The sequence below is a fragment of the Hoeflea sp. TYP-13 genome, assembly GCF_040932035.1.
In the GTDB taxonomy this organism is placed as follows: Bacteria; Pseudomonadota; Alphaproteobacteria; order Rhizobiales; family Rhizobiaceae; genus Hoeflea_A.
In genome coordinates this window covers 185,321-198,564 of the sequence record NZ_JBFRBB010000004.1, presented here as the reverse complement: position 1 = coordinate 198,564, position 13,244 = coordinate 185,321, and the positions used below count along the sequence as shown (strand labels likewise).

The following is a 13,244-nucleotide window of genomic DNA, read 5'->3' as shown; positions in this document are numbered from 1 at the left end:
TTTATCGCATGAAACGAAATTTCTGCCTCGATATTGGCGGTTCCTTTATCAAGCTTGGCATTGGTGAAGGCAACGACCTTGAGGAAATCGCATCTGCGCCGACGCCGTCCCATTACGAGGCTTTCCTTGCGCGGACTGTCGAAACGCTGCTGACCGGCGGCCTGCGGCCCGGGGACCGGCTGGGGATCTCAATTGCCGGAAGCATCGATGCCGATAACGGTTCGGTCCATGCGGCGCAGCTTCCCTTCCTTGCCGGCGTCAGTTTTGCCGGCGATCTCGGAACGGCGCTCGCCGAACTGCTTGCCGAGCCGATGCATGACGGGATCGTCGTCGAAAACGATGCAGACTGTTTTGCTATGGCGGAGGCGCATTTCGGCGCCGGTAGGGGTTTCGACAATGTCTTCGCCGTCATTTTGGGAACCGGCGTCGGCGGGGCTCAGGTCTATCGCGGACAATTGCTGCGCGGCTTCGGTGGCACCGCAGGCGAGTGGGGACATGGTCCCTTCATTCAAAAACAGGATCCGTCGGTGCCCGGTTTCGTGCCGCAATTTGCCTGCGCCTGCGGCCAGAAGGGCTGCATCAACACGATCGGTGGCGCCCGTGGGCTGGAAGCCATGCATGCTGCTGCGGGAAACCCCTTGCTTGACAGCCGCCAGATCGTCGACGGATGGGCCGGTGGCGATCCGGCCTGCAGTGCCACCATCACTGCCTATGTGTCTGTGCTCAGCGACGCGCTGGCTCTGACGATCAACATTACGGGCGCGCAGATCGTGCCGGTCGGCGGCGGCCTCTCTAACGCTTCCGCTTTGCTGTCGGCAATCGACAGCGAGGTGCGCGGCAAAACGCTGCTGGCACGATCAAAACCGCTGGTAATCGAGGGGCAAACGGGCCAGAACGGCGGACTATGGGGCATTCACGCGCAACTCCTGAACGAGGCGCAGCCAGCATGACGGGTGTCGCGCTGGAGATCTGCATCGACAATGTGCAGTCGCTGCAGACCGCAATCGAGGCCGGCGCCGACCGCATCGAATTGTGCTCGGCGCTTGCGCTTGGCGGTCTGACCCCGGGCGCCGGGCTGATACATCTTGCTGCGAAGGCTTCTGTCCCGGTCTATGCAATGATCCGGCCGCGGGCGGGTGATTTCGAATTCTCGGGCGATGAAATCGCGCTGATGTGCGAAGAAATCCGCATCTGCGCCAAAGCCGGGCTTGCGGGCGTGGTGACAGGCGTAAGCAAGGACAGCGAACTAGATGCAGCCGCGCTAGAAAAACTGATGGGCGCAGCCGGCGGTCTCGGCGTGACCCTCCACCGGGTCTTTGATCTTGTCGAAGACCCGCTGCGCGCCATCGATATCGCCGCCGATCTCGGGATCGAACGCATATTGACATCCGGCGGCGCAACATCGGCGCAGGCGGGCATCGAGCAAATCAGGCGCTATGTCGAACACGCCAACGACCGGCTGGCGATCATGCCCGGCGGCGGCATCAATGCCTCAAATGCCGCTGAGATTATAACCGGGACCGGTGCGCGCGAAATTCACGGCTCGTTCGGCAGCAAGAGGCGGCCCTATGCACCTGCCATTCGGCAATTCGGCTTTTCGGAAACGGATTATCTGACTGAAACCGACACTGCATCGGTCCGGGCGGTCCGAAACGCCGTGCGCGGTCTGTAGTGCTGTAGCGCCAAATGCCTGATCCAGCCTGGGCGACGGGCGATATCGGGCCAAAATAGGGCGCAGATCACCGTGGATTTCGACCGCAATGAGCCCGACGCACGACATTGTGAAATGTAAATCCCGTACCGCCAATGGGTGTTTGGAAACGTCCCAGAGGCCGAAAAGCCCATAAAAGGTGGATTTTGTCGCCTCCTTTTAGCCGGCTATCTTACTTGTGTATACCATATCTTGCCCTTAGTCGGCTGCTCGGCAAATTACCTGTTGCAGAAAAAGCGCACAGAGTGCACTATTTACGTCCGCGGTTTCCAAGAACCCGTGCAATTCGAAAAACTCTGGGGTACGACCCCTTGCACGCGTGTGCAAGGAATTGAAATATGTCTGCATCTGCCACACTCTTGAATATTGCCGGCTCCGTCGCCCTGCTGTTATGGGCGGCAAGGATGGTGCGCACCGGCGTTGACCGCGCCCATGGTGCCGCGCTCCGCCGGTTCCTGCAAAGGGCCGCGGCTACCCGCGTTGGTGCAGCCGCCGCCGGTGTCCTGATGGCGATCGGGCTGCAGGGCTCGACCGCCGTGGCGCTGCTGATGACGGGTGCCCTTGCAAGCGGATTGACGACAGCGCCGATCGGCCTTTCCATTCTTCTCGGTGCGGATCTTGGTTCGGCCCTTGTGGTGCAGATCCTGTCGCTCGATCTGTCCCTGCTCATCCCTGTGTTCCTGATTGCCGGCGTTTCCACATTCCTGATCGGCGAGCGGCGGGGCGTGCGCCAGGCGGGGCGTATCATCATAGGCATCGCCTTGATGCTGCTTGCCCTGCGTATGCTTGGCGAAGCCTCCCAACCGCTGCGCGAGAGCCAGGTTCTGCCGCTGATTATCCGGTTTTTGCAGGATGACCCGATCAGCGCCTTTATCATGGCCGCACTTTTAACCTGGCTGATGCACTCAGGCGTCGCCGCCGTGCTGCTGCTGGCCTCGCTTTCGGCCGCCGGCATCGTGCCGCTCGAACTGGCGCTCGTTCTGCTATTGGGCATCAATTTCGGCAGCGGCATCATTGCAACGATCCTGACCCGGAATCTAGGACGCCCGGCGTCCATCGTTCCCGTGGCCAATCTTGTCATGCGCGGAACGCTCGCCGTCATCGGTGTCCTGGCGCTGCAATGGTACGATGTCGGGCCCGTGCTTGGAGAAATGTCTCCGGCGACCGCCGTCGTCATGATGCATATCGCGATCAATGTGGCCGTCGTTATCATCGGCCTGCCGCTGGTCGGCACAATTATCGCGCTGATCGAGACGATAAGCCCGGCGGCAGCGCAAACAGATGAAGAAGGCGGACCGGCGGAACGCGGCCAGGCCACATCGCTCGATCCCGAAAGGGTTAACCAGCCGAAACCGGCCATCGCCGGCGCGGTTCGCGAGATATTGCGCATGAGCGATACAGTATCGATCATGCTGCAGGGGGTCATCGAGGCCTTTGCCAATGGCGACCGCGAGACGATCGAACAGATCGCAAGCCTTGATGACGAGGTCGATCTGCTGCACGCCAAGATCAAGCTCTATGTGACCGAGATCGGCCGCCACGACATTTCCGAAGATGAGGCGCGGCGTTGTAACGAGCTGATGCGCTTTTGTATCCGGCTGGAACAGGTCGGCGACATCATGGTGAAGAACCTTCTTGCCCTCGCCGACAAGAAGCGGACCAAGAAACTGGTCTTTTCCAAGCACGGCTGGCGCGAATTGCGCGACCTTCACGAGCGCGTGTCAGCAAACCTGCAGTTGGCGCTGAATGTGCTGGTGTCGGCCGACATTGAATCGGCGCGGACCCTGGCCGACGAAAAACAGAATGTGCGCCAGCTCGAGCAGGCAAGCCTCAACCGGCACATGGAGCGCCTGCGCAAAGGCACGATCAAAAGCATCGAGAGCAGCGAAATCCATCTCGACATGATCCGAGACCTTGTCCAGATCAACAGCCTTTTGACATCCGTCGCCTACCCGATCCTGGAGCATAATGGCGTTCCGCGGCGATCGGTGATCAAGGGCGATACCGTTGCCGGGGTCGGCGAAAACCGTTCCTGACAGCCCGCTTGCTTTGCACCGGCAGTGTGCAAGACTGGATTCGATGTCCGGACCGGATCGATATGCTGCGCCGGCGGCTTGATAAGGAAGGCCTCGCCAACGGCGATTCAAGACCTGAAAGCTGACTTTTTGGTAAAACGGGTTCAGGCCGCAAGGGCCACCCTGTGGTTTGACTTCATTGCCTCCAATCACTAGTGTTCGCACCTGCACAATGAGAGTGTGCAACGCAATATACATGTGCATTGCCGGTTTGGGAGGATCGCAGTGAGCGCCGCAGGAAACGTTAATTCCATCACACCGCCGGATTTTCAGGCACAGAAGGGCAAAACGCCGCTTGTGTGCCTGACAGCCTATACGACGCCCATGGCAAGGCTGGTCGATCCGCATTGCGATCTGGTGCTCGTCGGCGACAGCGTCGGCATGGTCCTGCATGGCCTGCCGTCGACCATCGGCGTGACACTCGACATGATGATCATGCACGGACAGGCGGTTCGCCGCGGGACCGAACGCGCGTTGATGGTGGTGGATATGCCCTTCGGCTCCTATGAGGAGGGCCCGCAGCAGGCGCTTCGCAATGCGGCGCGGCTGATGGCGGAAACCGGCTGCGCTGCCGTCAAGCTCGAGGGCGGCGAGACGATGGCGGAGACGATTGCTTTTCTCAGCCGCCGCGGCATACCGGTGATGGCGCATGTGGGCCTGACGCCTCAGGCGGTCAACACTTTCGGCGGATACAAAGTTCAGGGCCGCGGCGGCGACGGCGACAGAATCAGACAGGATGCGGTTGCGGTTTCCGAGGCCGGCGCATTTTCGGTCGTACTTGAAAAGGTGCCCGAGCCGCTGGCGCGCACGATCACCGAGGAGATCGCCATCCCGACCATCGGCATCGGCGCATCGCCCGCCTGCGACGGACAGATCCTCGTGGTCGATGATGCGCTTGGCATGTTCACGGACTTCCGCCCTAAATTCGTCAAGGCCTATGCCGAACTTGGCCGGGACGCCGAGGCGGCCATCGCCGCCTATGCCGGCGACGTGCGCCAGAACCGCTTTCCGGCGGCCGAGCATGTTTTCGGAGATATTGCCCAATCGATTTCACGGGGAAATGCCGCATGAGCCTGCCGATCGTACGAACAGTCGCGGAACTCAGAAAGACCGTCGCCGGATGGCGCCGGGACGGTGCAAACGTCGCCGTCGTACCAACCATGGGCGCACTGCATGAAGGGCATTTGAGCCTGGTGCAGGCGGCACGCAAGGACGCCGATCGGGTTATCGTTACCCTGTTCGTCAATCCCAAACAGTTCAACAATGCGTCCGATCTCAGCGGTTATCCGCGCACCGAGGAGAGCGATGCCGCAAAGCTCGCGCCACTTGGCACGGATCTTTTGTATGCACCGGGGGTGGACGAGATCTATCCTGAAGGTTTCTCCACCAACATTTCCGTCGATGGCGTCAGCCAGGGCCTTTGCGGCGCGCACCGGCCCGGCCATTTCGACGGGGTCGCGACGGTGGTGACGAAACTCTTCCTGCAGACCGGCGCGGACCTTGCCTATTTCGGCGAGAAGGACTTCCAGCAGCTCCAGGTGGTCAAGCAACTGGTGCGCGATCTCGATATTCCGATCGAGGTGGTCGGTTGCCCGACAGTGCGCGAAGAGGACGGGCTTGCGATGTCGTCGCGCAACGTCCATCTGTCGGAGCCGCAGCGCCGGTCGGCGCCGTCGAAATCGGAAATACTCTTTGATGTTGCCAGGCGGCTTTCACGCGGGGCACCGGTCGATGAGACGCTCGCCAGTGGAAAACAGGCCATTCTGGATGCCGGATTTGACGAAGTGGAATATCTGGAGCTGCGGGCCGATGAAGGCCTGCTGCCGATCGACCGGCTCGACCGCCCTGCCCGGCTGCTTTCTGCCGCCTGGCTCGGCGAGACAAGGCTGATCGACAATGTGAAGGTGGAGCCGCGCTAGGGCGCGAAAGCTAGGTACATGACGGCTATTTAACAGCTCGGACATAGACCCACGGGATGCTGAAATAAAACGCCATCCAACGATCCAGCTCGGCCAACTCACCAAGCCAGTTCCTTATTTTTGTTTCATTTGCACCTGAACGAATTGCAGCCTTTGAAGCATCGGCGCAGTAATTGTATGCGTAAGATGAATTGTCATAGCTCAAACCCACAAGCTGCCGGGTTTCCGTTTTCATTGCGCTGAATTTCGATGACTGCATAATTCCGGGCAATTTGCGCCCGATTTCCGCATCGGCCGCAGCCATCCAGCCCTGCTCTTCATCTGCATACGCAGCGACTATTTCGCGAGTCAGCACGGCATCCGAACCACTAAGCATAACGCCACCGAAATCATGGTGGGCGAGCAGAAAAATGCCGCCGGGTTTCAGGACGCGATGACAGTGATCGATGAGCTGCTGTTTGTCCTCGATGCACTCCAGCACATTTTGACAAATGACGCAGTCAAAGACAGCTTCCTGAAAGGGCAGATGCTGGCTGTTCAGATCAATTTCCAGGAGTTCTATACTGCAGTCACCGGTCAGGTCCGACGCCACCTGTCTCGCCGTGTCTAGGGCATTCTTGTTGTTATCCACTCCCACAATTCGGTCCGCCATGGGAGCTGCTGCCATTATCGTTTGGCCGGTTCCGCAGCCGACATCGAGTAGGGAAGATGCCGCCCTGATACCGGCAATCCCGACAAGATGCGAATGAAAGTCCCTCGGTTCACAAGAATGGTTCACCAGTTCCATGGTCATATCAGTCTCGATCAATCAATAGTTCCGCATCCGAATAATGAACCGAATGTGCAGGACGAAAGCCAGAGCCGCTACCAGCAATGCGATGAGAATTGCGGCAATCGAGGCAAGGGCAAAATAATAGTCGTATTCGATGAACTCCAGCTGGCTTTTCGGATAGATGTATTCCGGAAACCTCGGATTATAGGCAAGGATTACGGCCTGCCCCACACGTACCGGCTGATCCGTCAGTGAATTTTCCACATACCGTGCCGTCGCTTCCCTACCCGTGGCATCGGTGTAGGTGTAGGTGACTGCGTTGATGTCCCTGTCGATGACAACCCCAGTCAACTCCGCACTGCTTTGCTGGATCATGAAATAGGTCAGACCGTTTTGAAAGCTGATCGACAGCACGGCGCTGGCACTGATGATGACAAGGACCGCAACGGCTATCCAATAAAGGCCGAAATCCGCTTGCGCTTCCTTGGGTGCATACATTCCAGCCGACATCTCCGGACCGTTTTCAGGTTGGTGGAATCATAGCTGCGCTAAATTAAAAAGGGAAATTTTTTTGGTCATTCAACCGGTACAGGCATAGGCCTCGTAGCGGATATCGCCTGACCAGCGCCAGGTGGCAATGGTGGGTTTGTCGGCCGTCCGGTTGGTGTGGGGCATGTATGAGGGGTGAAAGACCACGTCACCGGCTTTCTTGAGCACCGGTTCGGACCCGCCCTTGCTCCAGTATGCCTCGCCGCCAAGGATAATATAGGTTTCCTCGGCACCATGCTTGCGGGTGGCATATTCAAGGTTCGGACACTGGACAAAAAGACCGACCCGCGCGCTTTCGCGACGGATCATTCCCGTTGGTCCGATAAGCTCGCAAACCAGCATGCGGCTGCCCATTTCGGTGCCGATCGACGCCATGCTGTCAACCACGTGAAACCAACGGATCTGCGGCAGTGCAGCAGCGACTATGCCGGCTTCGGGATGCGGGTCGAGCGCCAGCGCGGCTTCGGCCATGCCGGGCATGTAGTTATACGGCTCCGGCAGTTCGCCTGGAAAATCCGCAAGGGCGGATCGCAGCGCCGCGGCTGCCTCGTCACCCCCGGGTCTGCCCTCAGCAACATAAAGCCGTGCCAGAAACCTCAGAAGATCCTTGAACGCGGAATAATCCTGCATACGCGCCTCCAACTGCCGTTGAAGGAGAGAAGACCCCAAAAGCAAACGAAACGCGCGCTTGAATCCGACATAGTCTGTTTCGACGCCGGTGCGGGCACGGTGCGGGCGGTCGCCGGATCGGTTGAAAACGCCGGCTCACAGGCGATACCGGCCTAGCCCCAACCATAGTTTGCGCACTTTCACACGGCAAAATGTGCCTACCCGTATGATCTGCCGATCAAAAATCAGCGCCAAAATTGCATACCGGCCATGGCCGGTCAGCATCCATTGGAGGAAATGGACGTGTATCGAGTACAGAAACTGGCGCGTTTGACGGGACTGGCTGCGTTGATTGCTGTTTCGCAAACACAAATGACTGTCGCGCTTGAGTGTAAAATTTCCACGGACGAAAAAGAACAAATGCTCGGAGAGCTTTGCATCATCGCGGCGGGCATTGATGATCTGGCATTTGCGGAGGATGAATGCGTGCCGCGCGCGGCGCGAATGGCGGTAAGCGCCCATCTCGGGCTGATCGAATATCACCGCAATTGCGGCTGGACGGACATAGCCAACGCAATGGAAAATTACGGCACAAGCTCCCTGACATTTCTTGAAGCGATGGCGATTTGCGTCGGCTATCCGGTGGATATGAAAACACTGATCGTCAAATCACGGCCGGAAATCAGACAGTCCGCCGCCGACACCGGATGCCCGCCTCAATTGCGCAGGCGCCTGGCCGCGGAACTGCCGGAAATGGAAAAATTGCTGACCTTTGAGAAAGATCAGGACAATCTGAAGGACCAACTCAGCCATCTCGGTCTGACGGTCAATGATAAAGGCGACCTGATGGAGCTGGATTGATCGGGGCGGCCTCGGACCACCCACATTCACAGTGCTTCATCGCACGTTCTGGAGTAACACGGATACGGGTCCTCCCTCTTGTCATCATCCATGGGATCGAGCTGATTGTCGAAGAACTCGTCCTGGAAAAGCTCGTTGAGCGGGAAGTCGCTGCCTGGCAGGTTGAACGCATCCTGACCGGATTGGCTGCCGCCCGTCTGCTGATCGCCGCCGAAAGAAGGGCCGTTTGGCTGCGAACGCAGGTAAAAATCGAAATAGGCAAGAATTTCCGCCGTCACCTTGAAGGGTCCAATCGGCGGCTGGCCGGGTCCCGGAACGAAGACCGCGTAGTTGGGCGCGGAAATTGTCTTCCTGCCGCTGCCGTTTCCGACCTGGATGATGCCGGATTTGGCCAGTGCATTGTTATTGCGTCCCGGGCCGCGCAGCACCACGAATATTGCCTTGCTAGGGTCGGCCGATGCCGTCGAGAGGCCCAGCAGCTGCGCCAGTTTGATGGCATCGGCGCCAACGACGCCTTCAAACATCGTTCCGCGGATACCGATCGTGGCGGAGGGCGTATTGATATTCGCCTTGGTCGGATTGGCTTTGCCGATGCGGCCGCTGACAAAGCGGAATGCACCTTTCAGCACCGTGCCGCTCATCTCTCCGGCCTTTTTGTCCGGATCATAGACAAAGCGGTCGATGATCATCTCGCAATTTTCACCGACTGTGAATACGGACTGGTCGAGCAGGAGTATCTGGAGCGCGCTTTGCTGCTTGGTCAAAACCTCGTCACGCAACAGAATGTTCTGATCGACCTGCGCCTTGCGCTGTTGACTGCTCGCGCCGCTTTTGACGAAGACATTACCCCGCACTGCCGCACTGACACCGACTTTGGCATCGGCACGCACATCAGCACACCAAATAAGCTGCGCCGCAACAAGCGTAGCAACCGCTAACAGGCCGGTTCGTTTCCACTGGGCGATCATGCCACTTCTCCGTTCCCCGCCGCCGCCATATCCGCTTTATATCAGCTAGCCGCCAAACCGCTTGATCAGCATGATATCGGCCGACACGCTGTCCGCATCGAAATTCGGAATGTTGGAATCCTGATTCAGATAATTGACGCCCACCTGGAAGTTGATATTCGCGGTGGCTTCGGGAGGCGTCACATCAATATTTTCCAGGATCACATCCAGCGGCAGCCCGTAGGCGAGGCGTCCCTTGAAAAGGCGGTCCTTGCGCGTCACCGTGGTGGAATAGTTCGGATCCGGCTGATCGTAGTCCAGCCAGCGATAGGATGCCGTTGCCAGAATGTACTGGCCCTTTCCCAGCAACATGAGGTTGGTCGCCGCAATTTCTATACCATCGTAGCTGTAGCTGTCGTTGCGCGCATTCTTGAGATAGCCTTTCACGCGGGCGGTAAACTTGTTGCTTTCGCTGGTCCGCACCGCAAACCCGCCCGAAGCCGTGCCCAGCCACCCGTTGCGGGCGCTGCCGACCGAATCGGTCGAAACCACCTGGTAATTCTGAAAGACCCCCTCGCCTCCCGCAAAGACGGAGAATTTCGGATTGACGCTATATCTGGCGTAAAGACCGCCGCCATATTCGCTGCGATAGACCTGTCCGTCGAGGGTGAAAATGTCTGCTGTTCCGTAGGGCGTCAGCTTGAGGTCTTCAAAAAAGAAACTCGCTCCGGCCTTGACGCCGCCGGTCAGATAATTGGCTTCGCTGACCTGAAATTGCTGGTTGAGATTGCTATTGGTCTGGATGAAGGCGTAGTTGCCCTGGCCACCGGGCAGGTCGTGCTCCAGGCGGATCCTCGTACCCGCCACAAAGGCTCCGTCAACCCGTTTGTCGGTATCCAGCGGATCACCATTGAGATCGTTTTGCGAGCTTGTCGTCAGATCGGGATTGCTGTCGACGCGAAAGCCGGTCGAAACCCTGCCGGAAATGCGCGTCGTCTTTGATTTCGAGGAGGCAAGCGCCAGGTATTTCTTGACCTCCCTCGCCTGGCTTGGACCAAGCGGCCGGTCGGAAAGGATCGTCAATTCCCGCTTGGCGCCCTCCATGTCGTCGAGCCGATAAAGAACCAGCGCATAAAACAGACGGGCGGTGTCCCAGTTGGGCTGCAGCAGCAATACCCGCTCAAGCGCAGCCGATGCCTGCTCGAGATCGCCCTTGATCACCTGTTGCTGGGCGTAAAGATAGTTTAGTTTCAGATCGTCGGGATTTGCCAGGACTTCGTCGTAGGTCACGTCATCGGCTTCAGCGCGCACAAGCACTGCAAGCAAAAAAAACATCGATAACAATATTTTTTTCAACAATTTCAGCATGCCCCCCACTCAACATGCGCCCGGTAATGAAATATACCAGTTCTATTTGAAGATAAATGGAAAACTGCCTATGTTCACCAACCATTACGCAAATTTAATAGTATTTGAGGGTGAACTTTGAGCTTCTGGCAGAGCCGCTCTCCCCGTTTAATGGCCATCTATGCTGGCCTTTTCTCGCTGGCTCTGCTGTTTGTCGCCGCCTCTTTCGGGGCTCCCCTGTTCGACCGGCTGTCGTCAATGGTCTTCGACGAATACCAGCGGTTGAAGCCGCGTCCGCCCGCCGGCGCACCGTTGCTGATTGTCGATATAGACGAAACTGCCATTAACGAGATCGGCCAGTGGCCGTGGCCGCGCTCGCAAATGGCATTGTTGGTCGACCGGCTCGGCGAGCTGGGTGCCGCGGTCATCGCCTTCGATATCGCCTTTTCGGAAAAAGACCGTACCTCACTCAGGGAAACGCTGACCGATTTGCGCCGTGCCGGTGCCGAGGTGCGCTTTCCCGATGGCGTACCCGAACTCGACAATGATGTGATCTTCACGCGCATCATTGAGCGCAATCCCACTGTCATGGGGCTGGCGCTGACAAATGAGCTGACCTCGGAAATTCCTGATCCCAAGGCGGGCTTTGCCTATGGCGGACGCGATCCAAAGGAAATCCTGCCGCCCTACCATGGCGGTCTCGTCAATCTCGATTCCTTCGACAACGCAGCGACCGGCCTCGGATTTTTCAGTTTCCCGCCGGCCGTCGACGGCGTGGTCCGCAAGATCCCGCTTATCGCCAGCGCCAACGGAAAACTCTACCCGTCGCTTGGCATCGAGGCGCTGCGGGTTGCCCAGCAAGCGGCCAATTTTGTTGTCATGAGCACCGGCGCGAGCGGCGAGGCCGAGGCCGGTTCGCCGGCCATTATAGGCGTGCGCGTGGGCGCTTTCGATGCACCGACAGACGGTGATGGAAGTCTGTGGCTCTACTATTCGGGAAAAACAAACAACAACACGATTTCGGCGCGGGAACTTCTTGCCGAACCGCTCGACCGCAACCGGCTCGAAGAGCGCGTCGCCGGGCACATCGTGCTTGTCGGGACCAGCGCCGTCGGACTTCGCGACCTGGTGGTAACGCCGCTCGGTTCAGGCGTTCCGGGCGTCACCGTACATGCCGAAATGATCGACCAGATTCTTTCCGGTACCTTTCTCCACCGGCCGGACTACATGCCGGGACTGGAATATTTCCTTGCGGTGGTCGCCACGATCCTGCTGATCGTCACGGTGCGGCCCGGGCAACCGTTTGTTGGCGCCGCGATGACCCTGGCGCTGCTGTTGTGTATTTTAACGGTTTCATGGTCTTTCTTTGTCACGCGTCAGATCCTGCTGGACCCGCTGCTGCCGGCACTGGCGACCATCCTTGTCTTTATTGCTGTCACCATAGCGCAATATCTGAGCAGCGAGCGTGAGAAGCGGTTCATTCGCAATGCCTTCGGCCGGTACCTCGCCCCGTCGATGGTGAACCGGTTGTCGGATGATCCGCAATCGCTGAAGCTGGGCGGCGAATTGCGGGAGCTGACGCTGCTGTTTTGCGACATTCGCGGATTTACCTCACTTTCGGAAGAGCTCGATCCCGAGGAACTGACACGGCTGCTCAACGATTTTCTGACCCCTATGACCGATGAGCTGCTCAAATCCGGTGCGACCATCGACAAATATATGGGTGACGCCATCATGGCGTTCTGGAATGCGCCGCTTTCGGTGCCCGATCACAGGGAGGCGGCCATGAGGGCGGCCCTGGCGATGATGCAGCGGTTACATGCGCTCAACACGGAAAAAGGCTCGGATCTCAAGATCGGTATCGGACTCAACACCGGGCGATGCTGCGTTGGCAATCTCGGCTCATCGCAACGCTTCAATTACTCGGCCATCGGCGATGCGGTGAATGTGGCAGCGCGTATAGAAGGTGTGACCAAAGCCTACGGCCTTCCGGTTCTGCTTGAAAATTCGGTTCTGGCAGACGGTGCCGCCGATAACAACGATGAAGTGATCCTCGAGGTCGACGCCGTGCGGGTCGTCGGCAGGGAAGAGCCGCTCATCCTGCATACGGTCTTCGACAGGAAAGAACTCAACGGTTCGAGCTGCGAGGAACTGGTCGGCGCGCAATCGGCATTTCTTGCGAGTTATCGCAGCGGCGATTTCAAGACGGCAATCGCGCAGGCAAAGTCCCTGCAGAAAACTGCGCCGGTACTGCTTGAAGGCCTCTACAGCACTTATCTGAGCCGTCTTGAGAACCTTGCCGCCGCACCACCTGAAAACTGGGACGGTGTGCATCAGTTTGATGAGAAGTAGTGATCATGCCGACGCGACATCTCCGGTTGTGCGGTGTATAACTATTTACAACCACAGTGGTTATGCTGACTGACTTTTGCTGAGCGCCCAGCGGAGGGAGGT

General features: G+C 58.3%; 12 protein-coding genes. 7 read left to right on the top strand and 5 right to left on the bottom strand.

Annotation, left to right across the window (positions count from 1 at the left end):
• Positions 1–8: 8 nt before the first annotated feature.
• The 5 genes from ABVT35_RS21205 to panC all read left to right on the top strand — a co-directional run bounded on the left by ABVT35_RS21205 (position 9) and on the right by panC (position 5,705).
• A complete protein-coding gene (locus tag ABVT35_RS21205; RefSeq protein WP_368469136.1) occupies positions 9–950 on the top strand; it encodes an ROK family protein in 942 nt (313 codons plus the stop codon).
• Positions 947–1,672 carry a copper homeostasis protein CutC gene (locus ABVT35_RS21200; protein ID WP_368469135.1) on the top strand — a complete coding sequence of 242 codons (726 nt, stop codon included), beginning with the start codon at positions 947–949 and terminating at the stop codon, positions 1,670–1,672. The genes ABVT35_RS21205 and ABVT35_RS21200 overlap by 4 nt, the downstream gene beginning before the upstream one ends.
• 377 nt (positions 1,673–2,049) lie before the next feature.
• Positions 2,050–3,747, top strand: coding sequence for a Na/Pi cotransporter family protein (locus tag ABVT35_RS21195; RefSeq protein WP_368469134.1), 1,698 nt, complete (start codon positions 2,050–2,052; stop codon positions 3,745–3,747).
• Between the two features lie 264 nt (positions 3,748–4,011).
• Positions 4,012–4,857 carry a 3-methyl-2-oxobutanoate hydroxymethyltransferase gene (gene panB, locus ABVT35_RS21190; RefSeq protein ID WP_368469132.1) on the top strand — a complete coding sequence of 282 codons (846 nt, stop codon included), beginning with the start codon at positions 4,012–4,014 and terminating at the stop codon, positions 4,855–4,857.
• Positions 4,854–5,705 carry a pantoate--beta-alanine ligase gene (gene panC, locus ABVT35_RS21185; protein WP_368469131.1) on the top strand — a complete coding sequence of 284 codons (852 nt, stop codon included), beginning with the start codon at positions 4,854–4,856 and terminating at the stop codon, positions 5,703–5,705. The genes panB and panC overlap by 4 nt, the downstream gene beginning before the upstream one ends.
• A 25-nt stretch (positions 5,706–5,730) precedes the next feature.
• Here the strand turns inward: panC and ABVT35_RS21180 are convergent, their stop codons facing one another.
• The 3 genes from ABVT35_RS21180 to ABVT35_RS21170 form a co-directional block, all read right to left on the bottom strand.
• The gene (locus ABVT35_RS21180) at positions 5,731–6,498 is read right to left on the bottom strand and encodes a methyltransferase domain-containing protein (protein WP_368469130.1); all 768 of its coding nucleotides are present in this window, start codon (positions 6,496–6,498) and stop codon (positions 5,731–5,733) included.
• A gap of 15 nt (positions 6,499–6,513) precedes the next feature.
• Entirely contained in the window at positions 6,514–6,975 is a 462-nt protein-coding gene (locus ABVT35_RS21175) for a hypothetical protein (RefSeq protein WP_368469128.1), read from the bottom strand.
• Positions 6,976–7,056: 81 nt separating this feature from the next.
• Positions 7,057–7,656, bottom strand: coding sequence for a dimethylsulfonioproprionate lyase family protein (locus ABVT35_RS21170; protein ID WP_368469126.1), 600 nt, complete (start codon positions 7,654–7,656; stop codon positions 7,057–7,059).
• A 282-nt stretch (positions 7,657–7,938) separates the two neighbouring features.
• On the opposite strand from ABVT35_RS21170, the gene ABVT35_RS21165 reads away from it, so the two are divergent.
• On the top strand, positions 7,939–8,496 hold the full coding sequence (locus ABVT35_RS21165) for a hypothetical protein (protein ID WP_368469125.1): 558 nt from the start codon (positions 7,939–7,941) through the stop codon (positions 8,494–8,496).
• 26 nt (positions 8,497–8,522) lie between these two features.
• Here the strand turns inward: ABVT35_RS21165 and ABVT35_RS21160 are convergent, their stop codons facing one another.
• Both ABVT35_RS21160 and ABVT35_RS21155 read right to left on the bottom strand, forming a co-directional pair.
• The gene (locus ABVT35_RS21160; RefSeq protein ID WP_368469123.1) at positions 8,523–9,464 is read right to left on the bottom strand and encodes a FecR domain-containing protein; all 942 of its coding nucleotides are present in this window, start codon (positions 9,462–9,464) and stop codon (positions 8,523–8,525) included.
• A 45-nt stretch (positions 9,465–9,509) separates the two neighbouring features.
• A complete protein-coding gene (locus ABVT35_RS21155) occupies positions 9,510–10,778 on the bottom strand; it encodes a tetratricopeptide repeat protein (RefSeq protein WP_368469122.1) in 1,269 nt (422 codons plus the stop codon).
• A gap of 183 nt (positions 10,779–10,961) precedes the next feature.
• Here ABVT35_RS21155 and ABVT35_RS21150 point away from each other — a divergent pair, with 183 nt between their 5' ends.
• Complete coding sequence (locus ABVT35_RS21150) at positions 10,962–13,142, top strand: CHASE2 domain-containing protein (protein ID WP_368469121.1); 2,181 nt, start codon at positions 10,962–10,964, stop codon at positions 13,140–13,142.
• The last annotated feature ends 102 nt before the right edge of the window (positions 13,143–13,244 follow it).